The organism is Nonomuraea sp. NPDC049655 (assembly GCF_044465465.1).
Classification (GTDB): domain Bacteria; phylum Actinomycetota; class Actinomycetes; order Streptosporangiales; family Streptosporangiaceae; genus Nonomuraea.
The window spans coordinates 77,658-99,167 of the sequence record NZ_JBITLS010000003.1 but is presented as its reverse complement, the minus strand read 5'-3'; the positions used below and the strand labels follow the sequence as shown (position 1 = coordinate 99,167).

The 21,510-nt window shown below is 73.8% G+C and carries 19 protein-coding genes; 9 read left to right on the top strand and 10 right to left on the bottom strand.

What is annotated here, in order from left to right; all coding sequences use genetic code 11:
- Positions 1 to 19: 19 nt before the first annotated feature.
- From ACIBQ6_RS10160 to ACIBQ6_RS10150, 3 genes are all read right to left on the bottom strand, one after another.
- Positions 20 to 1,405 carry an FAD-binding oxidoreductase gene (locus ACIBQ6_RS10160; protein ID WP_358286249.1) on the bottom strand — a complete coding sequence of 462 codons (1,386 nt, stop codon included), beginning with the start codon at positions 1,403 to 1,405 and terminating at the stop codon, positions 20 to 22.
- A 46-nt stretch (positions 1,406 to 1,451) separates the two neighbouring features.
- Complete coding sequence (locus ACIBQ6_RS10155) at positions 1,452 to 1,718, bottom strand: hypothetical protein (protein WP_358286247.1); 267 nt, start codon at positions 1,716 to 1,718, stop codon at positions 1,452 to 1,454.
- 69 nt (positions 1,719 to 1,787) lie between these two features.
- Positions 1,788 to 2,678 (bottom strand): hypothetical protein, encoded by an 891-nt coding sequence (locus ACIBQ6_RS10150; RefSeq protein ID WP_397211077.1) that lies wholly within the window; start codon positions 2,676 to 2,678, stop codon positions 1,788 to 1,790.
- 247 nt (positions 2,679 to 2,925) lie between these two features.
- Between ACIBQ6_RS10150 and ACIBQ6_RS10145 the strand changes: the two genes are divergently transcribed.
- The 5 genes from ACIBQ6_RS10145 (at position 2,926) to ACIBQ6_RS10125 (ending at position 8,741) form a co-directional block, all read left to right on the top strand.
- Entirely contained in the window at positions 2,926 to 4,629 is a 1,704-nt protein-coding gene (locus ACIBQ6_RS10145) for an exo-alpha-sialidase (protein ID WP_397212158.1), read from the top strand.
- Positions 4,630 to 4,876: 247 nt separating this feature from the next.
- Positions 4,877 to 5,671, top strand: coding sequence for an ABC transporter permease (locus ACIBQ6_RS10140; protein ID WP_397211075.1), 795 nt, complete (start codon positions 4,877 to 4,879; stop codon positions 5,669 to 5,671).
- Complete coding sequence (locus tag ACIBQ6_RS10135; RefSeq protein ID WP_397211073.1) at positions 5,668 to 6,411, top strand: ABC transporter permease; 744 nt, start codon at positions 5,668 to 5,670, stop codon at positions 6,409 to 6,411. Before ACIBQ6_RS10140 ends, ACIBQ6_RS10135 begins: the two co-directional genes overlap by 4 nt.
- A gap of 90 nt (positions 6,412 to 6,501) precedes the next feature.
- On the top strand, positions 6,502 to 7,470 hold the full coding sequence (locus tag ACIBQ6_RS10130; protein ID WP_397211071.1) for an ABC transporter substrate-binding protein: 969 nt from the start codon (positions 6,502 to 6,504) through the stop codon (positions 7,468 to 7,470).
- Positions 7,467 to 8,741: a flavin-dependent oxidoreductase gene (locus tag ACIBQ6_RS10125; protein ID WP_397211069.1), complete on the top strand. Its 1,275-nt coding sequence runs from the start codon at positions 7,467 to 7,469 to the stop codon at positions 8,739 to 8,741. The genes ACIBQ6_RS10130 and ACIBQ6_RS10125 overlap by 4 nt, the downstream gene beginning before the upstream one ends.
- Positions 8,742 to 8,819: 78 nt before the next feature.
- Here the strand turns inward: ACIBQ6_RS10125 and ACIBQ6_RS10120 are convergent, their stop codons facing one another.
- The 3 genes from ACIBQ6_RS10120 to ACIBQ6_RS10110 all read right to left on the bottom strand — a co-directional run bounded on the left by ACIBQ6_RS10120 (position 8,820) and on the right by ACIBQ6_RS10110 (position 11,020).
- Positions 8,820 to 9,719, bottom strand: coding sequence for a DUF2382 domain-containing protein (locus ACIBQ6_RS10120; protein WP_358286235.1), 900 nt, complete (start codon positions 9,717 to 9,719; stop codon positions 8,820 to 8,822).
- A 105-nt stretch (positions 9,720 to 9,824) separates the two neighbouring features.
- On the bottom strand, positions 9,825 to 10,460 hold the full coding sequence (locus tag ACIBQ6_RS10115) for a hypothetical protein (protein WP_397211067.1): 636 nt from the start codon (positions 10,458 to 10,460) through the stop codon (positions 9,825 to 9,827).
- 14 nt (positions 10,461 to 10,474) lie between these two features.
- A complete protein-coding gene (locus ACIBQ6_RS10110; RefSeq protein WP_358286231.1) occupies positions 10,475 to 11,020 on the bottom strand; it encodes a DUF4142 domain-containing protein in 546 nt (181 codons plus the stop codon).
- 185 nt (positions 11,021 to 11,205) lie between these two features.
- Between ACIBQ6_RS10110 and ACIBQ6_RS10105 the strand changes: the two genes are divergently transcribed.
- Together ACIBQ6_RS10105 and ACIBQ6_RS10100 are read left to right on the top strand one after the other, a co-directional pair.
- Complete coding sequence (locus tag ACIBQ6_RS10105) at positions 11,206 to 11,655, top strand: pyridoxamine 5'-phosphate oxidase family protein (protein ID WP_358286229.1); 450 nt, start codon at positions 11,206 to 11,208, stop codon at positions 11,653 to 11,655.
- A gap of 290 nt (positions 11,656 to 11,945) precedes the next feature.
- Positions 11,946 to 12,233, top strand: a complete 288-nt coding sequence (locus ACIBQ6_RS10100; RefSeq protein ID WP_352327979.1) for an iron-sulfur cluster biosynthesis family protein — start codon at positions 11,946 to 11,948, stop codon at positions 12,231 to 12,233.
- 52 nt (positions 12,234 to 12,285) lie between these two features.
- Here ACIBQ6_RS10100 and ACIBQ6_RS10095 read toward each other — a convergent pair whose 3' ends face one another.
- The gene (locus tag ACIBQ6_RS10095; RefSeq protein ID WP_358286227.1) at positions 12,286 to 13,263 is read right to left on the bottom strand and encodes an acetylxylan esterase; all 978 of its coding nucleotides are present in this window, start codon (positions 13,261 to 13,263) and stop codon (positions 12,286 to 12,288) included.
- A gap of 111 nt (positions 13,264 to 13,374) precedes the next feature.
- Here ACIBQ6_RS10095 and ACIBQ6_RS10090 point away from each other — a divergent pair, with 111 nt between their 5' ends.
- Positions 13,375 to 13,665: a hypothetical protein gene (locus tag ACIBQ6_RS10090; RefSeq protein ID WP_364337599.1), complete on the top strand. Its 291-nt coding sequence runs from the start codon at positions 13,375 to 13,377 to the stop codon at positions 13,663 to 13,665.
- Between the two features lie 10 nt (positions 13,666 to 13,675).
- Positions 13,676 to 14,866, top strand: a complete 1,191-nt coding sequence (locus ACIBQ6_RS10085) for an alpha/beta hydrolase (RefSeq protein WP_397211064.1) — start codon at positions 13,676 to 13,678, stop codon at positions 14,864 to 14,866.
- Positions 14,867 to 14,873: 7 nt separating this feature from the next.
- On the opposite strand, the gene ACIBQ6_RS10080 is transcribed toward ACIBQ6_RS10085, so the two are convergent.
- The 3 genes from ACIBQ6_RS10080 to ACIBQ6_RS10070 form a co-directional block, all read right to left on the bottom strand.
- Entirely contained in the window at positions 14,874 to 18,812 is a 3,939-nt protein-coding gene (locus tag ACIBQ6_RS10080) for a hypothetical protein (protein WP_397211062.1), read from the bottom strand.
- Between the two features lie 400 nt (positions 18,813 to 19,212).
- Positions 19,213 to 20,691, bottom strand: a complete 1,479-nt coding sequence (locus ACIBQ6_RS10075; protein WP_397211060.1) for a DHA2 family efflux MFS transporter permease subunit — start codon at positions 20,689 to 20,691, stop codon at positions 19,213 to 19,215.
- Between the two features lie 285 nt (positions 20,692 to 20,976).
- Entirely contained in the window at positions 20,977 to 21,501 is a 525-nt protein-coding gene (locus ACIBQ6_RS10070; RefSeq protein WP_358286218.1) for a type II toxin-antitoxin system prevent-host-death family antitoxin, read from the bottom strand.
- Between the last annotated feature and the right edge of the window lie 9 nt (positions 21,502 to 21,510).

Below are 21,510 nucleotides of genomic sequence, written 5' to 3'. Positions count from 1 at the left end.
CGCGGGGTGGTTCGGGGGGTCAGGCGCCGTAACGGCCGGGAGAGAGCAGACCGTCCGGGTCGAGAGCGGTCTTGAGCCGGTGGAGCATGCCGAGGCTGGCGGTGCTGGTCTCGGACCAGACGTCGGCGGCGGCGTGGTCGATGTCGGAGCGGTAGATGGCGCAGCCGTTGCCGCGCAGCAGGCAGCTCGCGTCGTTGCGCAGCTGGTGGGCGCGGTGGGCGGCGTCGGCGTCGGCCCGGTCGAAGAAGATCTGGATGACGGCGTTGGCCATGTGCGGGCTGACCAGGTTCCACTCCACCATCAGGGCGATGCCGTGCGTGTCGACGGCGGTCTGCAGGGCGTCGAGGATGCGCTCGGTCTTCGTGGCGTGCAGCGGCATCAGCGGCAGCAGCACGAGGAAGCCCATGCCGCCGGCGTCGATCTGGTCGCACGAGGTGACGCCGAGCGCGTTGCGCACGCCCTGGCAGGTCGGGATGCCCTGGGCGGTGAGCGCCCTGGTGTAGAGCGGGTCGTCGGGGCCGACCGCGGCGGCGTCGAGCACGCGCAGCGTCTCGCCGCCCTCGACCTCGATGAGCGCCTTGCGCAGCATCTCCTCGGCCAGCTCGACGGTGGCGCCGGTGCCGAGCAGCGGACCGAGGACGGTGAACTTGCCGGTGTCCACGCCCGCCGGCAGCAGCCAGCCGCCGTCGCGGCCGGGCGCGAGGGCGAGCTCGCGGAGCCGCATGAGCCCGCCTGCCGGGTTGCCGCGGCGCAGGAACCCGGTCATCGCGCCGATCGCGGCGCCGACCTGGTCGCGCCGGATGCGCGCGTGCACGAGCCCGATCGTCTCCGGGCGCGGCACCAGCGAGACGGCCATGGCGGTGACGACGCCCAGGTTGTGCTGGACGAACGCGGCCGTCAGGTCGGGCCCGGCGACCCGGCCGTGGTAGACGCCGGTGGGGTCGAGCCCGCCGGTGGTGATCACGCTGCCGTCGGCGAGCACGGCCTCGATGCCGGCCACGTCCTGGACCCGGGAGCGGAAGCAGCCGTCGCCGCGTTCGAGGGCGTTGCCGATGACCGAGGTGTCGGCGCAGGAGGCGGTGACGTTGAGCATCCACGGCGTGTCCCGCAGCGCCTCGGCGAGCTGGGCCTGGGTCACGCCGGGCTCGATGACGGCGTAGCCGGCCTCCAGATCGAGGCCGCGGATGCGGTTCATCCGGCTGAGGTCGACGACGACGTTGTCCTCGGTGACCGGCAGCGCGGAGCCCATGCCCCAGTTCCTGCCGGTGCTGACCGGGTAGAGGCGGCTCTTGCTCACCATGGCCCGGCGGACGAGGGCGCGTACCTCGTCCAGGGTGTGCGGGGTCTCGGTGCCCGCCAGCGAACGCGGTCGGTGGGCGCCCACGTCACGCGGCCGCAGATCCACTCGCGATAGTCCCTGCATGGCTCTCCTCGGGGGATGCGAAATCACGTCAGGCGGTGTGCTGGAGGAGGTCGTCGATGGAGCCGATGGCCTGGGTGGACATCTCCCTGATCTCACGCAGCCGCTGCTCGGTGAACGCCTCGTAGGGCGCGGGCGGGACGGCGGCGGGGGCGGGGGCGGGGAAGTCGAGTGAGCCGCGCGGGGCGGCCTGTGCGGGCACGTCGTGCGGGCCGTAGGGGTGGCGGCGGGCGCGGGTGCGTCCGGTGTCGGACGACTCGTGCCGGACGAGCGCGGGCAGATGCGGTGGGGTTCGCATGACGGGAGCTCTCCTACAGGGTTCGTACGGGTTGTGCGTGCTGCCGCCCGTGGAGCGGCACGTGGGTCGTCACGTGCTCTCCTGGTGGCCGGAGCGGGGGATGACGGCCGTGGGGGTCGCCCTCGGCACGCCGTGGTTGATGACGCTGGCGGCGATCCGGCGCTCGGTCAGCCCCATGTGCGGACGGGGCGCGCCGGCCGGGCGCACGGCGGCGGCGCCGCGGATGATCGAGCTGGCGTGCACCCACCGGCGGGTCTCGGCCAGCACCTCGCGCTGCGCCCTGGGCAGGTCGCCGTGGGCGGCGTAGTGCTCGCAGACGGACCACGCGAGGGCGCGGGCCATGATCAGGTGCTCTTCGCAGGCCGCGGCCACCTTCGACTCCAGCCCGACCACCTGGGCCAGGAGCAGTTGCAGGTGGGCCAGGCCGGAGCTGCGGTCGAACCCGTCGAGCTCGGCCAGCCGGGCCGGCCAGCGCAGCCGCCGCTCGACGGCGGCGCGGGTCGCGGCGGCGACGTCGGCCGCGGTGCGGCCCCGCGGGTCCTCGCCCTCCAGTTGCACGGCCCGCTGCGCGGTGTGCTCGAAGTCGGACAGCCGCTTCAGCCCGCTCTGCAGCAGCCTGATGCGGTTGTGCAGGCAGGCGGCGCTCCAGCCGAGCACCAGCAGCCGGTCGCTGTCGGCCTCGCAGTGCCAGCCGACGAGGCTGACCTCGCGGGCCATGCGGTGGTGGAGCACCCATGCCTCGCGGGGGTCGACGTGGACGGGGGCGTCGATCCACACCTGCAGGCCGCCGGGAGGCAGCTCGCCGACGCCGACCTCGACCCCTTCGGGGGCCACCCTGGCGCAGATGCGCTGGACGACCTTCTGCTGCGCCGCCGTCTCCGGCGCCACCGGCGCCGGGTCCGCCGCCCAGACCGGCGGCACGCGCTCGGGGGCGACTCGCGCCCTGGGCTCGATGCTCATCTGAGGCCACCTCCAGACCCGAAGGTCCCTCCTACGTAAATTGACACTTAATCCTGCAGCTCTGATCCTCGGGTCGCAGCACGTCGCTGTCAACTGACACTTAACGAATACCTATCGGACGCACGGTTGGCAACCCTGGGACGCAGGTGAAACAAGGGGCCGGAGGGGGCAGAGACAAGGCATGGCCTCGCCCGTCGCGAGGCGGCCGCCCGCGAGCGGCCACGAGAGGAAGGAGTCCCCGGTGGCGATGCCCAGAGCCGCGCTGGCGGCGGTGTTCCTGGCCGCCGGGCTGCCCGCGGCCCATGGGGTCACGCACGCCGGCGAGACGTTCTGCCGTATGCCGGAGTTCACCGGCAAGTCGGTTCCGGCGGGGCCTTACCTGATCGACACTGATGTCTCACCGCGGTGGATTTACCCGTACCCGACGCCCGCCGAGCGCGAGCCGTCGTCGGAGCAGCGGCTCGACTTCGCCGGGTTCCCGAGCGTGGCGGCGCTGGACACGGTGGGCCGCGACGGCGCCCCGGTCAGGAAGCTCCTGGTCACCTACGCCACCAACGTGGACAAGGTCGTCACCCTCTCCAGCGAGTCGGCGACCTCCGACGACGGCGGCGTCACGTTCGGCCCGAGCAACCGCACGCCGCTGCGGGAGGCGCCGATCGAGCTGCGCGACGGCCGGCTGCTGGCCCTGGAGTACTATCTGCGGCGCTCCGGACCGGGCACCGCCAAGCTGGGCGTGCTGTCCTCCACCTCCGCGCACGACGAGAGCTGGGTGCGCTGGGAGGCCACGGTCTCCTCGCCGGACGCCGGCGCCTCCGGCGGGGCCGCGCACGGCCTGCCGATCCAGCTCGCCGACGGCACGATCCTGTTCACGGCCTACATCCGCCAGGGCGACACCGAGGCCTACCAGGCGGAGGTGTTCGCCAGCGACGACGGCGGCCGCACGTTCGCCAGGCGCGGCGTGATCGCCCCGCCCCAAGGGCCGTTCGTCTACAACGAGACCGCCCTGGCCCAGACGCTCGACGGCTCCCTGCTGGCGGTGCTGCGCCGGGACGGCGAGCCGCCCTCCACGCTGCACCAGAGCCGCTCCTCCGACGGCGGCCGCACCTGGTCGCCGGTCCGGCCGCTGCGCGTCGACGGCCAGGACTGCCTGGTGCGCGGCGTGGCGCCGCGGCTGCTGCTGATGCCGGACGGCGTGCTCGTGCTCAGCGCCGGGCGTCCGCACAACTGGCTGGCGATCGCCCCCGACGGGATCGGCGAGGAGTGGCGGCAGCAGACGGTGACGTACCGCAACAGCGACGGCGTGCGGGACGTGCACGGCTCCTCGGGCTACACCGCCGTGGCCGCGGTCGGCCCGCACCGGCTGATCCAGGTGTTCGACAACTGCAAGCTGCCCGGCGTGCGCCCCGACGGGCTGCTCAACGAGACGGCCTGCCCGGCCCACGGCAAGTTCGAGAACGGCGGCTGGTACGCGATCAAGCGCCGCCTGTTCACCGTCACGCCCCCCGGCCCCGACCTGCTCGACCTGGCCACCCTGTACCGCCGCGGCGCGCTCAAGGTCGAGACCGACATGCGCTGGACCCGCCCCGGCCGGCCGCGCACCGGCCCGGCGGGCGCCTTCGACGGCAGCACCGACTACTGGTCCGGCGCCGTCGCCGCCGGCCCCGGCCGGTACGTCCTGCACCTCGACCGCCCGTACGCGATCAACCGGATCGGCCTCGCTCTGCGCCCCGGGCACGCGGCCGGCGCCCGTGTGTACGTCTCCGCCGACGGCCGCTCCTGGGGCGAGCCCGTCGTCACCGTCGAGGACCGGACCGACTACGCCATGCGCTACCACACGGTGGCCCGCACCGGCGCGCACGTCATGGTCGTCACCGAGCCGACGGACGACTGCGACGCCGAGATCGGCGACTCCTGCAGCATGCTCAGCGAACTCGAACTCTACGGACGCTGAACCCGGCCGGAATATGCGGGTTATCAGGCGGGCCGAAATGGCGCGAGCCTACGGAATGTGACGCCCGGACCCGGCGGGCTTTTCGGGACCGGAGTTTTCCCGGCCGGGCGGAAACGCGCGGCTCGGTTACTGTGACTTCCGTTCCTCTCTGCCCGCCTTCCGGCCTGCCGCGGTGACGAATGGCCGGACCGATGTTCCGGAGAGCCGATAAATTGCCGCCCCACTCCCCCGGCGCCGAGGCGTCGCCGTGCGCCTGATCCCCTCCCGCCCCTTCGACAGCGCCGCCGTGTGCGGCGTGACGGGCACCGTCGCGCTGCTGTGCGCCGCCGAGGCGGCCGGCCGCCTCGGGCTCGTCTCCCAGCTGGAGATGCCGCTCGCCTCGGCGGTCCTGGCCACCGCCGCCGGGCTCGCCGCCGACCCCGCCTTCCTGGCCGACGTGCTGGCCACCTGCGGCGCGTGGGCGCTCGGACTGCTGACCGCCGTGGCGGTGGCCGTGCCCGCCGGGCTGCTGCTGGGCAGCCTGCCGCCGGTCGAGCGGGCCCTGCGTCCCGTGCTGGAGTTCCTGCGGCCCATCCCCTCGGTGGCGCTCATCCCCCTGGCCGCGTTCGTCTTCACCGGCCGCCTGGAGACGGAGGTCGCGATGATCGTGTACGCCGCGACCTGGCCCGTCCTGCTCAACACCATGTACGGGCTGCGCGAGGTCGACCCGCTGGCCAAGGAGACGATGCGGGCCTTCGGCTTCGGCCCGCCGGCCGTCCTGTGGCGGGTCAGCCTGCCGAGCGCGGCCCCCTTCGTGGCGACCGGCGTGCGGGTGGCCGCGGCCATCGCCCTGATCCTGGCCGTCAGCACCGAGCTGCTGGCCGGCGCCAGCGGCATCGGCCACTTCATCATCGTGGCCGAGAGCAGCCCGGACGGCCTGCGGCTGACCATCGCCGCCACCCTGTGGGCCGGCGCGCTCGGCCTGCTCACCAACGCCCTGCTCGCCCACGCCTTCCGGCGGCTGCTGCGCTGGCACACGACGCTGACGGGAGCGGCACGATGATCAGATCCGTGGCGCGGCTGTGGGCCGTGCCCGTCGTCGTGGCCGTCTGGGAGCTGGCCACCAGGGCGGCGGGCAACCCCTACTTCCCGCCGCCGTCCACGATCGCGCTGCGCCTGCGCGAGCTGTGGATCAGCCGGACGGCCCTGGACGACCTCTCCCACAGCCTGGGCCGGCTGCTGACCGGGTGGGTGCTGGCCGGCGTGCTGGGCGTGGCGGCCGGGGTCGCCATGGGCCGCTCGCCGCTGCTGTCGAGGTTCGTGGACCCGGCGGTGCAGTTCTGCCGGGCGCTGCCGCCGCCCGCGCTGCTGCCGGTGTTCCTGGCGCTGTTCTCGACCGGCACGCTCATGCAGGTCATGACCATCGCGTGCGGCATCGTCTGGCCGGTGCTGGTCAACGCCGCCGACGGCGCCCGCGACGTGGACCGGCTGCACCTGGACACCGCGCGGGCCTTCAGGCTGTCGGCCGGGCAGCGCCTGCTGCGCGTCGTGCTGCCCTCGGCGGCCCCGAAGATCCTCGCCGGGCTGCGGCTCAGCCTGTCGCTCGCGCTGATCCTCATGGTGATCGCCGAATTCTTCGCCACCGACGGCGTCGGTTTCCGATTGCGCGCCGCCCAGCGTTCCTTCGACCTGCCGGGCATGTGGGCGGCCGTCACCGTGCTCGGGGTTCTGGGTTATCTGCTCAATCAGGTTTTCCTGATTCTGGAACGCCGGTTGGTGGCGCATTACGGCACGCCCGAATAAAGCCGCCCGGGAATGCGGGAGATTGCCGGACGGCTGTTCTTTTTCCCCGGCACGCTTTGTTCGCGAACTCAACTCTCTGGGAGCGTTTTCATGCGTCTGTTACTCGCGGCGGTCGCCCTCGCCCTGGCGATGACCGGGTGCGGCGGGGCGGACCCCCGGCCGTCGTCCGGCGGGCCGGAGAAGGCCGTGCTGAACCTCGGCATGCTGGCCCTTCCCGAGGTCGCGCCCGTCCAGATCGCCATCGACAAGGGGTTCTTCGCGGCGGAGGGGCTGACCGTCAAGCCCGTCGTGATCCAGGGCGGGGCCGCCGCGATGCCCGACCTGATCAGCGGCAAGCTCGACGTCCTGCACAGCAACTACGTCTCGGCGATGCTGGCCGCCGCGCGCGGCGTGGGCCGGTTGAAGGTCGTCGGCGACGCCTACGCGGCCAAGCCCGGCAACTTCGTCCTCATGACGAGGAAGGACTCGCCCGTCACGAAGCTGGCCGACCTCAAGGGCAGGAAGGTCGGCGTCAACACCCTCGGCAACGTCGCCACCCTGGCCGTGAGCGCGCTGCTCAAGCCCGCCGGCGTGGCGCCCGCCGACATCACCTTCGTCGAACGGCCCTTCCCGCAGATGGCCGGCGCCCTGGCCAACGGCGACGTGGACGCCGCCGTGCTGCCCGAGCCGTTCTGGCAGACCGCGGCCGCCACCAGCGGGGCCCGCAGCCTGTCGGACCTGTTCACCGGGGCGACCGCCGACTTCCCGATGGCGGGCTACCTGACCACCGAGGGCTTCGCGGCCGACAATCCGCGCACGGTGGCCGCCTTCCAGCGCGGCCTGCGCAAGGCGGTGAACCTGGCCATCGCCGACCCGGCCCAGGCCAAGGCCGCGCTGCTCACGTACACGAAGATCGACAAGGCGACGGCCGACCTGATGGCGCTGGGCGGCTACTCCACCACCGTCGACAAGGCCCGGTTGCAGCGGGTGGCCGACCTCATGCTGGAGTTCAAGGGCAACGGCTACCTGGAGGCGCCGTTCGACGTCTCGGCCCTGCTCCTTCCCGGCGGCTCCTCATGACGGGCCTCGCGGGACGACGTCCGCGGCGGGTGGTCATCGCCGGGGCGGGCATCGCCGGGCTCACCGCCGCCCTCAGCCTGCACGCGGCCGGCATCACGGACGTGACCGTGCGTGAGGCCGTCAAGGACATCCGGCCGCTCGGCGTGGGCATCAACCTGCTGCCGCACGCCGTGCGCGAGCTGATCGAGCTCGGCCTGGGCGACCGCCTGGCCCGCGTCGGCGTCGAGACCGCCGACCTGACCTTTCTCACCCGGCGCGGGCAGCGCATCTGGACCGAGCCGCGCGGCCGGGCCGCGGGCCACGCCTGGCCCCAGTACTCGATCCACCGCGGCCGGCTGCAGCTCCTGCTCCTCGACGCCGTACGCGAGCGGCTCGGCCCGGACGCCGTGGTGACCGGCTCTTCCGTCACCGGGCTCGATCACGACGCCGACCTGCTCGTCGGCGCCGACGGCATCCGCTCCGGCGTCAGGGCCGCGCTGTTCCCCGGCGAGGGCGAGCCGCTGTGGGGCGGTCACGTGCTGTGGCGCGGCACGTCCCGGGCGCGGCCGTTCCTGACCGGCCGATCCATGATCATGGCGGGCGACGGCGCTCAGAAGATCGTCATCTACCCGATCGCGCTGCCGGACCCCGACGGCACGCAGCTCGTCAACTGGGCCATCCAGCACCGGGCCCCCGAGACCGTCCCCCGGGGCGACTGGAACCGGGAGGTGGAGGTCGGCAAGTTCCTGCACCACGTGGCCGACGTGCGCTCCGACGCCCTCGACATCCCCGGCCTCATCGCCTCGGCCGACAAGGCGTACGAGTACCCGCTGGTGGACCGGGACCCGCTGCCGTACTGGTCGTCGGGGACGGTGACGGGCGCGGTGACGCTGATGGGCGACGCCGCGCACCCGATGTACCCGACCGGGTCCAACGGCGGCACGCAGGCCGTCATCGACGCCCGCGTGCTGGCCCACGCGCTGGCCACCGGCCAGGGCCTGGAGTTCTACGAGAGCCGGCGGCGGCCGGTCACGAACCGGATCGTGCTGGCCAACCGCGAGGACGGGCCCGAGGTCGTCCTGCGGATGGCGCACGAACGCGCCCCCGACGGGTTCGCCGACATCGAGGAGGTCATCCCCAGGGACACGCTGGAGAAGATCGCGCTGCACTACAAGCAGCTCGCGGGCTTCGAGCCGGCCACCCTGAACGCCCGCCCCAGCTGGTCGGTCCCCCCGGACACCGGCCAGGGGTCTGTTTCCCTGAACGCCGGTCAGCCCGAGAGCTCGCCCTGACCGCGGGACGTGTTCTGGAGGTGGGTGTGGTGAGGCGGGGGCGCGTGGGCGCCCCCGCGCGGGACCGGGCGCGGCCTCCTACCGCTTGGGCGGGAGGTCGTCGCCGCGGTTGCGGGTGTGCTCGCGCGCCTCGCTGTCCTCGTCGACCTCCAGGTGTTCCCTCCTGACCTGGCCCTCGACGGTCTCCTCACGCTCGACGCGCTCCTTGTGCACGCGGATGTGCTCGACCGGCCTGGTCTCCTTGCCGATCACCGGCCGCTCCTCGTGCAGGGTGATCTGCTGCTCGTCCTCGCCGATCTCGTACGTGCCGGGCTGGCCGTCCCTGATGGGCTCGCGCTCGATCACGACCTCCTCGTGCGCGAGCGGCACCCGCTCCTGGACGTTCTCGGTCTCGACGTACTTGCGCAGCCGGACGTGCCCGCTCTCGCGGCTCTCCTTGCCGATGTGGAGCTGCTCCTCCGACGCGGTCATGTCCATGTCGCGGTCGCCCACGTCCCGGCCGCGCATCGGGCCCGGCTGCCCCGGCTGGCCCATCGCGCCGGTCTGGCCGGTCGGCGGCTGGCCGGTCATGCCCGGGCGCATGCCGCGTTCCCCGGCCGTCCGCGGCTCTCCGGTGGGCCGCTGGGTCTGCCGCTCCCCCGCGGCGGGCGAGCGCTGGGACGGGATGGTGGACGGCTGCATCCCGTAGTACCGGTAGAGCTCGGCCTCCTCCTCCAGCGACAGGCGGCCGTCCACGTCGATGTTGGGCGCGCCCTTGATCATCTCCTTGTCGAAGGGGACCCTGATCTCGTCCCCGGAACGGCGGGCGTTGGCCAGCGGCACGAAGGTCTGCTTCATGCCGAAGAACCCCGTGCGCACGGTCACCCACTCCGGCTCGCCGGTGCGGTCACTGAGGTAGACCTGGCCCACCTTGCCGATCGACTGTCCGTCCGACCCGATCACATGGCACTCGAGCAGGCTCCGGATCTCTGTTTGCATAGCCACGACGATCCCCCCGATTGTTCGTCCTGGTTCAAAAAGGACAAATACCCCAGAGAGTCGCATTTGCACACACAGGTCGGCCAGTCTTTGCCATGGATCGGCCTACGGCGGAGGCACGCCGCGGCCCTGCCGGGAGCCCTCGTAGGCGGCGCGCCGCAGCCTGGCCGTCCATCCGGCCGGGCGCAGGCAGGGGGCGCTGTTGAGCACGGGGTCGAAGGTCAGGTCCGCGCCGGGCAGCGCGGTGTGCAGGCGCAGGCGGGCCAGGTAGCGGCCGCCCGCCCACAGGTGGAACAGCAGCGGGCCGCGGGCCAGCGCGCCGGGCAGCAGCGCGGGATCGGCGGGCACGCGCTCCCCCTCGGGCCGGGCGACCAGCCGGTACCGGCCGGTTCCGTACACGTACGCCGTGAGGCTGGAGTACGGCCCCGACGTGAAGGTGCGGCGCGGCACCGGCACCGGGCCCGCGCCGGTGGACAGCAGCAGGTCCACCCCGTTGGGCAGGCGCACGGCCAGCCCCAGCACGTCGGGCAGCCGGCCCGGCAGGGACAGCCCCTTGGACAGCCGGGCCCGCACCTCGTGCTCGCCCGGCTCCCCCAGCGGCGCCGCCTCGACCGTCAGCGTGCCCGCCAGGAGCAGCCCGCGCCGGTGCAGCGCGCGGCCGTGCCGGAGACCGGCCAGCACGCGCGCCGCGGCGCGGGCGAAGGAGTCGAGCGCGGCCGGAGAGCCCGTGCCGCCGGGCATCGCGGACGCCCTCGTCAGTAGTCTTCCTGCGCCTTCTTCAGCGCCTTGAGGTGCTCCTGCAGCGTCGGGGACGCGGACTTGGCCAGCGCCACCACCGCCGGCGACGAGCCCTTGGAGATCTCCTCCTTGGTGGCCTCGATCGCCGTCTTGTGGGCCTTGACCATGCCGACGACGAACTCCTTGTCGAACTCCTTGCCCTTGGCGTCCTGCAGGCGCTTGGCCATGGCGGCCTGGGCGGAGGTCGGCGCGGCGGGAAGCTGGATGGCGAGCTGGCTCGCGGTCTCGGTCACCTTCTTGTCGAACTGGGTGTGGTCGTCGACGAGCATCCGGCCGATCGACTTGATCTGGTCGGTGGCGCCCTTCTTCTCGGCCAGGCGGCCCGCCTCGATCTCGGCCAGGTTCCCCTGGTGGATGGTCGCCATCCAGGTCCTGTCCTGCTCGGACGGCTGAGCGTCGGTCCGCGGCGCCAGCCCCGCGGTGTTGGTTGTGGCGCTTTCGCCGCACCCGGACAGGGCGACGACGGCCGCGGCGGCCAGCAGCATGGTCAGACGAGTACGCATGAGGTTTCCTATGACATGGTGACACTTCTCCGACACAGAGAGTAACCATGCGCTCGCGACTTCCCCCTCAGGCGCGCCGCGTCGCACCCCTGGCTGCCGGGTGTCGCGGGCCGCTGCCGTGAGCCGTCATCATGTTGACGGACGAGACGCGGTCGGACCTGACCGCCGAGAGCGCGAGGAGAAGGATGACGCCACCGGCCCGATCACCGGAGCAGCGCAAGCGGGACACGCTCGACCGGCTCGAACACGACGTCGACGCCTGGGTGGCCACGGCGGGCGACGGCGGCCCGTACATGACGCCGCTGTCGTTCCTGTGGGACGGGCACCGGCTGCTGCTCTCCACCGCCGACGCCACGCCCACCGCCCGCAACCTGCTCGACGGCGGCACCGTCCGCCTCGGCCTGGGCCTGACCAGGGACGTCGTCCTCATCCACGGCACCGTGACCGCGCAGCCGGCCGCCACGATCCCCGGCGACATCGGCGACGCGTTCGCGGTGAAGACCGGGTTCGACCCGCGGGTGTCGCGTGGCCCGTACACGTACTTCTGGGTCACGCCGGTGCTGGTGCAGGCGTGGCGCGAGGTGAACGAGCTCGCCGGGCGCGACCTGATGCTCGACGGGAAGTGGACCGTCTAACCGAACCCCAGCACCAGCGTGGTGTGCCGCTTCACGATGACGAACTCCTGTCCCGGCCCCTGGGCGGCACTCTCTGAGGCGGGGCTCTCTGAGGCGGCGCTTTCTGGAGCGGGGCCTTCTGAGGCGGGGCTTTCTGGGGCGACCATGGCCTGCCTGAGCCGGACGGCATCCATGCCGCGATCGTCCACCGGCCGGGAATTCCCGGTGAAGAAAACGCCAAGGAGGGTTGGGCTCCGGGATGAGGGGAATGGCAGGCAACTTCTGTACGTCGACCGTTTGGAGGAGCCGTAGTGCTCACCCTGACAGCCAACGCAGCCCAGGCGATCCGCGACCTGACCGCGTCCGCGCCGGAACCCGCCCAGGGCGGGATCCGCATCTCGTCGCAGGGCGAGGGCGCGAACTCGCTCACCCTCTCCCTGGCCACGGCCCCTGAGCCGGCCGACGAGGTGGTGGAGACCGAGGGCGCGCGGGTCTACCTCGATCCCGTGGCCGCGACCGTGCTGGACGACAAGTCCCTCGACGCCGGGGCCGACGCGCAGGGGAGCGTGTCGTTCATGGTGACCCCGCAGGCGGTGTGACGGGCAGCCGCCGTACCGGTGCTCACGCCGGTACGGCGGCCCCGCACCCGGGTCAGCCGGCCAGGAGCTTGTGCAGGTAGCGGACCTGCTCCTCGGTCTGGTAGCCCGACCCGCCCTCGTGTCCGTTCCAGGGCCAGACGGTGATCTCCTTCGGCCCCTGCCAGTGGTTGTAGGCGGCGAAGACCGTGGAGGGCGGGCAGACGTAGTCCATGAGCGCGACCGAGTACAGCACGGGCACCCGGCCGCGGGCGGCGAAGTTGACGCCGTCGAAGTACGACAGCGTGCGGAACACCTGGTCGGCGCCGTCCCGGCGGGAGGCCAGGAAGCGCACCACCTCCTGGTAGGGGTCCCGGTCGGTGATCTCCAGCGCCCGCCGGAAGTGCGTCAGGAACGGCACGTCCACCAGCGCGGCCCGCACCGACGGGCGCAACGCCGCCGTGGCCTGCGCGATCGCGCCGCCCTGGCTGCCGCCCGAGACCACGATGCGCCCGGCGTCCACCGCCGGATGGGCCGCGGCCACGTCGACCGCCCTGGCCGCGTCGGTGAACACGCGCCGGTAGTAGTAGTCCTCCGGGTCGAGGATGCCCCGCGTCATCATGCCGGGCGCCTGGACGTCGGCGCTGCCGTGCGGGTCGCCGGTCGTGCCGGGGCTGGTGGGGCTCGCGCCGCCGTGTCCCCGGGTCTCCATCACGAACACCGCGTAGCCGGCCGTGGGCCACAGCAGGTGGTCCTTCGGGAACCCGCGCCCGCCGCTGTAACCGATGTAGTGCATCACGCACGGCACCGGCTCCCGCACGCCGCGCGGCAGGATGAACCAGCCGCTGATCCGGTGGCCGCCCCACCCGGCGAACGACACGTCGTAGACGTCGACGCCGCTCAGCGGCAGGTCGTAGGGCACGAACTCGGCGGCCGGGTCGAACGCCTCGGCCTCGGCCAGCGTCCGGGACCAGAAGTCGTCGAAGTCGGCGGGCTCGTCGCGGTCGGGGAGGTAGGCGCGCAACTGCTCGATCGGGAGGTCGAACAAGGACACGGGGGGACTCCAAGCTGTAGGCAACCCTGATATTTCACCTCATCAGCCCAGGTAAGCGCTATCCTCCGCCGACCGAAGCTGAAAGCGCGCGTACGGGGTAGTGGAGGTCGCGTGATCGAATACGTGATCGAGGTTCCTTCCTCCCATCTCTATCCCGGCCTGGTGCTGGAGGCCCCCGCGGACGCCGAGGACTTCCTCGTGCTGTTCACCGACGACTCCGAGTCGCGCGCCCAGCTCCTCGGCGACGCCTCGGGACGTCCGGTGCTCAGGGTCGGCGGATACATGACCACGAACGGCACCGTCATCGACGAGCGGGTGTGGACCGTGCGCGAGACACTGCGCACCGGCGACCGCCTGCGCATCCGCCTGGGCCGCTCGCTCCCCTCCCCCGTCACGGGCTAGCGTCCCCTTTGTGAGGTCTTTCGCCGGGATGGTGGCGGGCGTCGCGGTGCTCGCGCTGTCCCCCGTCGCCGGGCTGGCCGCGCTGGCCGGGACGGCGATGGTGGGCGCGCGGCCCGGGATGTTCACGGTGACCGGCCTCGCGGTGTTCGCCTCGGTGTGCTACCTCGGGCTGCTGCTGTGCGTGCCCCGGCCGCGCGCGACCTGGGGGCGGTGGTTACGGGCCGCGCTGATCCTGGCCGTCGAGGCGGCGGTGGTCTGGCGGGTCGCGGACGCGACGCTGACCCCGCCGCCGGCGCCGGCCGCGACCCCGTCGCCGGTGGCCGGGCAGCGCGAGTGGCGGCTGCCGACGGGGTCGCGGCTGGCGTACGTACGGGTCGTGCCCAAGCGGGGCACCCGCCCGGAGCCGGTGGTCTTCCTGTCCGGCGCGGCGGGCCTGGCTGATTTGGCCGCCGATCCGGCGTTCTACCGGCGGCTGGCCGCCGACGGGCACGAGGTGTACGTCTACGACCGGGTGGGCGCTGGACGCTCGGCGCGGCTGGCGGACCCGGCCGCGTACGGGCTGGGCCGCGACGTGGCGGACCTGGAGCAGGTGCGGCAGGCGATCGGCGCCCGCCGCCTGACCCTGGTCGCGCGCGGCGAGGGCGCCCGGCTCGCGGCGGCCTACCTGTCCGCCCATCCGGACGGGGTGTCCAGGGCGGTGCTCGCCTCCCCCGCCGACCTCGACCGGGCCCGTGCCGCGACGCTGCTGGACGACGGCCCGCCCACCCCCAGGATGCTCGCGGTCCACACGCTGCTGCGGGTCGAACCGGCGGCGGCGCACGCGTTCGCCGGCGACGCCGAACTGGACGCCCGCGCCGCAGGCTCCGCCGTCTGCCCGGAGGGCCGGCCCGCCGGGAAGCCGCCCCTGACCCAGTCGGACGGTTCGGGTGGGTACGCGTGGCTGGTGGACCGGCCGTCGCCGCCTGGGATGCGGGAGGGACTGGCCCGGGTGACCGCGCCCGTCCTGGTGGTCAAGGGGGCGTGCGACGGGGAGAGCTGGTCGGCGGCCACCGACGTCCGGCGGGCGATCCCCGGTGCCGGGCTCGTCTACGCCGAGGGGCGCGGGGCGTACCTGGCGACGCTGCGGGCGTTCCTGGCGGGCCGGGCGGTGCCGCCGTACGAGGGGGCCACGCCCCCGGCCGGTTACCGGGGGCCGTGGTGAACCCAGCTCAGCGGTCCCGCGTCCGGGGCTCCGGGCGGCCGGGGCGGGCGCAGGAGCCGGCCGTGGCCGCCGCCACCTTCCATCCCGCGTCCGGAAACGGCGACATGAAGTGCGTCAGCAGGTCCACCGCGTAGTCGGGGGCCTGCCCGCCGGGGTCGAGGAAGGACACCATCTGCGGGCCGTCGGAGCCGCGCAGGGTGATCGAGCCGCCCCTGCCGCCGGAGGCGAAGCCGGGCTTGGCGTCCACGGTGAGGCAGGCGAGCCCGATCCCGGCGGCGGCGATCTCCTGGCGGGCGCCGATGCGGCGCATGCGCTGGTCGTAGCGGCGCAGGGCGAGCGAGGTGGCCCGGGTGAGCCGCAGGGAGCCGGTGAACGCGTCCGCGCCGATCCTCCTGCTCAGCCTGACCCGCAGGGAGACGTCCGGCCGCAGGTCCACGCCCTTGGCGGTCAGGCGGAGGCGGTCGTAGGCGCCCTCGAAGCCGGGTGCGAGGAACCCGGCCGCGGCCGGTGCCTTGAGCCCGAACGGGATGCGCCCCGGCCGTACCCGCAGCCAGGACACGCGCCGGACCGCCAGCGACACCTCCCGCACCGCGCTCGCGCCGAGCGCGAAGTCCCCGCCGACCTGGTAGGTGAGGAACCCCGAGGTGTACGGCACCTCCTTGGACACGGCGATCCGCTGCCGCTGGACCGGGCCCACGCGCAACCCGGCGCCCACCGCGACGCGGCCCGTCGGCCCGGGTTTCGAGACCAGATCGAGCGACTGGTCGGGATTGAGGCGGATCGTCGTGTCGGCGGCCAGGTCCTCGACCGCGAGCGAGACGCCGCCGAGCCGCCCGGACGGGTCCACCAGGCGGCCGTCCACGGCCAGGCGGCCGTCCAGGGTGCTCGCGCCGCCCCGGTAGGTGAGCGTGGGGACGCTCAGCCCGGCGGCCGAGGCGTCGGCGTCCAGGCCGAGCACCGCCGGGACGTCGGTCAGCCGCAGCCCGCCGCTGCCCCGGCCGGGCAGGGTGACCTCGGCGGTCAGGCGTTCGACCGGCGCGGAGTTCCGTACCCGGATCCGGGTCCTGGCCCCGTACGTGCCCCGCACGTCCACGGCGGCGGGCACCGGGTCGAGGGCGACGTGGCCGCGCAGCCCGCCCGCCTCGGCCCGCACGTCCAGCGCGCCCAGGGTGGCGGCGGGCTCGACGCGGTAGGCGACGTGCCCGGCGTCCAGCGGGCCCACGGACAACCGGGTGATCCTGGGCGGCAGCCGGGTCAGCGTGGCCCGCGCCCTGATCGGGACCGGCGCGAGCACGCTGCTGTCCAGGTGGAGGACGAGGGTCCGGCGTCTGGGGGCGAAGCCGGAGAAGGCGAACGTGCCGCCCGCCGGGTCGATCGTCACCTGGCTGGGCAGGCCGGTGACGTCGAGGTAGCCCTGCAGGCCGTAACAGCCGCGTCCCGCCGCGCAGAACGGGCCCTGACCGCAGCCGCCGGCCGGGCAGCCGCCGTCCGCCAGCGAGAGGCCGCCCTCGACGGCGGGCGCGGGACGCATGCGGGCCAGCGCGGCGGTCCTGCCGAGCCAGGCGCGGGCGGTCACGCCGAGCCGGGAGCCGGAGTAGGTGAGCCTGCCCTCGGGGGTGGCGGCGACGGTCAGGTCGCCCGGCACCGGCCCCACCCTGCCGAGGACGCCGAAGCGCACGTCCCCCAGGACGATGTCGGCGTCCACGGCGAGCCGCTGCCTGGCGGCCCGGAACCGGGCCAGGAATCCCTGGCCGGACGGGCTGAGCTCGACCCGCGACAGGCCCCTGACCAGCACGCTGGCGTCCAGGTCGCCGCCGGCCCGGTCGTAGTGGGCGGCCAGGTGCGGGCCGCTGGGGGACGTGGCGCCGCCGTGGTTGGCGACGGCCAGGGCCGCCGACCCCACCGGGCCGGACAGCCCGCGGAAGCGGTAGACGCCGTCCTTCCAGGCGGCCTCGAAGCGGGCCGGGACGCCGGTCACGTCGGCGGCGGCCCTGAGCACCCGGCCGCCCGTCCTGATCCGGGCCAGCGCCGACACCTTGGCCACGGGGGCGCTCGCGGTCCAGGCGAGGGTCCCGGCCGCGGTGTCGGCGGCCAGTTCGGCCCGCTTCGGCACACCCTCCACCGCCACCCGCACGTCGTCCCCGGCCGAGGCGCCGTCTAGGGCGGTGACGTACGACCTGGCCGCGTAGAGGCGGAGGGCGCGGAGCCGGCCGGACGTGGCGACCTCGACCGACGAGCGCTCGCCCAGCGTCCACGCGGTCCTGACGTCCCCACGCACCCCGCGGACCGTGCCGTCGATCGTCGGCCCGCTCCGGACGTCGGCGTAGGCCGCCCGGACCCGGTCGATCGCGCCGCCGGCCCGGTAGACGGCCGTCCCGGCGGCGGGGTCGAGGGTGAGGTCGGCCTCGGCGGGCGTGTCGGAGATCTCCAGGCGTGCCAGGCGCCTCCCGTCGAGGCCCGCGGCCACGAAGGGCCGGCCGCTCGCCCTGGCCTCCAGGTGGGCGTGCGGCGCGCTGCCGTAGGTGACGTCGAATCCCGACACGCCGGACAGCAGCGCCGAGACCCCGGCGGCGTCGCCGTTCTTGATCAGGGTGACGTGGCCGCCGGCGGGGCTGGAGATCGCGCCGCCGCCGCGTTGCAGGACCGCGGCGAACCGGCCGATCGGCGAACTGGCCGTCTGCGTGACGCGGTGCGCGGCCGGGTCGCTCTCCAACCGGACCCGGGCCGGCAGCCCGCTCAGCTCGGCCCGCAGCACGGTCCCGGACGCGGCCCGGTCGTAGTACAGCACCTTGGCCGAGCCCGCCCGCGCGGGCCCCGACGACTTGACGGTCAGGCTCTGCCTGCCGCCGGACGCGACGTGGGCGGCGGTGAACGAGCGGGGCACCTCGCGCAGCTCGGCGCTCGCCGCCGTGGCCAGGCGGCCGTCGCGGTAGAGGTGGGTGTGCAGCTCGGCGCGGGCGATCGGGGCTGGGGCGGTGAAGCGCATCCGTCCGCCGGCCAGGCGCACGTGGGCGCGGGCAGGCATGCGGTCCAGTACGGCCTGCGTGTAGCGGCCCGGGGAGACGGCGATCGCGTCCAGCCTGGCGGGACGCGACGCGGTGACGTCCAGCTCGACCTCTGGAGAAGTGGTGGCGTCCCGCTCGGCGGCCGGGGTTGGTGAGTCGAGGGTGGCCTCGACCGTGAGTCGTTCGGTGGCGGGGGTCTGGCGCAGGCTCACCGCCGTGCGTCCGGTCAGTCCCGCCAGGGTGACGGCGGACGGTCCCGGGTCCTTGCGGGTGACGTTCGCCCTGACCGTCCGGCCGTCCGGGGCGATGGTGAACGTCCCGCGGTCGAGCGCCGACAGCGACGCGCCGCCGCGCAGGCCGTCGAAGCCGACGGTCACCTTGCCGTCGTACTCGGCCCAGACCAGCGCCCTGACCCTCTTCCCGGACAGGCTCCTGACCGCGAACCCGAGCCCGATGCCCCCGCTCCCGGGGTTCGCGACGGGCATCAGGTCGGCCGCCAGGTCGGGGAGGCCGTCGCCGGTGACGTCCGCGGCGACCGGCACGGCGACGGGCCTGCGCGCCGAACACGCCACCGCCCGCTCCACCCCCACCACGCACAACCGATACGTCACCCCTTGCCTCCTCGGCAGAGCCCCACCGGCCGCATCACCCGCCGGCCCTCTCACCGAGACGACCGCGCCGCCTCCCTGGGGGCGGATCAGGGGGCGGATGTCCAGGCGCAGGGCGTCCAGGGCCTTGGTGACGGACGGGGGCGGGCGCAGGAGGGTCAGAGGGGCGGCGCCGGTCGTGTCGGGCAGGAGGGCGGCGGGGTCGGGAGCCCGCCGTCCGAGCCCCTGCCGTTCCTGCCGCCGAACGGCCTGGGCGGCGACGGCGTCGGCGAGACCCGTCCCGGCGGGCGTGGTGATCTCCAGCCGTTCCGGCCCCACCGGCCCCTTCCCCATCGGCCGTACGGCGGGCGACGGCCCCGACGGAACCCGCACCACGGCAGGCGGCGGCTCCGGAACCCCGGGCACCGCCTGCGCCATCACCTGACCACCCGCCGACGCCTGGACCACTCGCGCAGTCGAGGCATGACCGGAGGCGGCGACGACGGGCGGACCTGCCAGTGCCGTGGCTGCGATGGACGTCGAAGCGAGCACGCGCAGAAGGGCGTGCGGCATGAAGCGTTCCCCCGAACCCGTCTAACTCATCCCATCAGAAACAATGGTCACGAGATGACCATATTTCCTCACTAATCGTCAAACGCGGCGCAACGTGGAACTCCAATTCCCGCCCCCGCGACCTCGCCCCCGGCCGCCTCGCTCCCCTCGCCGACGCGTTCGCTCGACGCCAGGTGAGCCGCTACGCCGCCCGGCGCACCCCTGTCCGGCTCACCGCCGTGACCACGGTGGCCGCCACGGCGAGCACCAGCAGGACGCCCACCGCCAGCCGGTAACCGTCCTGCAGCACGTCGGCCACGCCGGACAGCCGGGCGGGGTCGGCGGCGTAGACCAGGTGCCGCTCGGCGGCCGGCACGGACGCGGCGACGATCGCCAGCGACATGGCGGTGCTGATCACGGTCGAGACGTTGACCAGCATGAGCCGTACACCGTTGACCACGCCGAGCCGGTCCTGCGGCGCGTCCATCATGATCGCGGTGGTGTTGGCGGTGATGAACAGCCCGCTGCCCGCGCCCACCAGCGCGAGCGCCGTCCCGAGCCAGGCGTAGGGCACGGACGGGTCCAGCGCGGCCAGCATGACCGCCATGCCCGCCGCGCTCACCGCCGAGCCGGCCACCGCCACCGTGCGCGGGTGGAACCGTCCGGTCAGCGCCCCGGCGACCAGCGAGGTCAGGGCCGAGGCGGCCGAGACGGGCAGCACGGCGAGCCCGGCCTGGGCGGGCTCGAACTGCCGGGTGGACTGCAGGAACAACGAGATCACCAGCACGATCGAGAACTGCCCGAGCGAGTTGAGCACGGCGGCCAGGTTCGCCAGCGCGAAACCGCGGTCGCCGAACAGCCGCAGGTCGAGCAGCGGCGTCCGGCTCCGCCACTCGACCAGCGCGAACACCGGGGCCGCCGCCGCGAACGCCACCCCGCCCGCCACCACCCACGGGCTCAGCCAGCCGAGCGAGCTGCCCTGCGACAGGGCCAGCAGCAGGCCGCTCAGCCAGGTGAACAGCAGGACGATTCCCGGCACGTCCAGCCGCTCGCGCGGCCCCCTCGGCACCGGGCGGAGGGTGACCGCGCCCCACACGATGGCCGCGACCCCGACGGGCACGTTGAACCAGAAGATCCACCGCCAGCCCGCCGCGCCCGCCAGGAACCCGCCGAACGACGGCCCCACGAGCCCCGCCACGGAGATGATGGCCATGTAGACGGCCATGCCACGGCCCAGCCGGGCCGGCGGGAAGGCGCGGGCCAGGATGGCCGAGCTGTTGGCCAGGATCATGGCCGAGCCGCACGCCTGGGCGACGCGGGCCGCGAGCAGCACCTCGATCGAGGGCGCGAACCCGGCCGCCAGGCTCGCGACGGTGAACACCACGAACCCCAGTAAGTACGTGCCGCGCCTGCCGAACAGGTCGGCCACCCGCCCGAACACCACCAGCCCGACCGAGCTGACCAGCATGTAGGCGAGCAGCACCCAGCTCGCCAGGAAGGCGCCGACGCGGAAGTGCGCGACGACGGCAGGAAGGGCGACGTTGAGCGAGCTGGAGTTGAGCCCGGTCAGGAACATGCCGAGGCTGGTGACCGAGACGGCCCGCCAGGCGTACCGGAGCTGCGCCGCCTCATCCTCCGCCGCCGCCACCGGCACCGCCACGACGGCCTCGGACTCAGTCACACCGGACCGCCTGCATGTTCATGCCCCACTCTTTCTAGAATCACCCTCTAGGAAAGAGCCCACCCCACCGATTGTCAAGATCCCAGCTCCAGGAACGTACGGCCACAGGCGCGGGCGAGGGTGGCGGTGAGGCGGGGGGCACGTGCGGGCAGTAGCACCGGCGGAGGCGCACACGTGAAGGTGCACGCGCAGCGGCGCACACGCAGAGGATGCCGCACGCGGATCCGGATGCAGGGGGCGGGCACAGGGGGCGCTGCGTGAGTCGGCGCCCCTCGCGGGGAAGGTTCAGGCCAGTGTGCGGAGGGCCTGCTCCACGGTGTCGCCGGTGCCGACGGCCACCTCGCCGCCGACGCCGTCACGCGCCACGGCGATCACGCCGGACCCGGTCGGATGGCGGCTCAGGGTGACCGTGCAACCGTCGCGCAGCAGCGCCTCCACGTCGGCCGCCCTCTGCGGCGCGGCCCGCTCACCGGATCCGGGCCCGAGCAGACGCGTGGCCGCGATCAGCGCAGCGACCGGCGTCCGGTGCCGGGCCAGGAGCACAGGGCTGTCGTCGTACGGCTCCGAGACCTGCCGGACGAGCTCCCCCAGCTTCGCCTTGGCCGTGGACAACGACACCACGGGCAATCCGGTCAGCATCCCGGGAACCTTGGACAGCGGCACCAGCGCCGCCCACTCCCAGCGCTCCCGAGTGATCAGCGTGATCTGCCCCTCACCCGCCGCGCCCACCAGCGCCCCCCAGCGGGACCGTGCCTCCTCGACCCCGATGGGCACGCCCAGCCTGTCCTCCATCTCGCTGTAATTGATCATGAGGAAAAC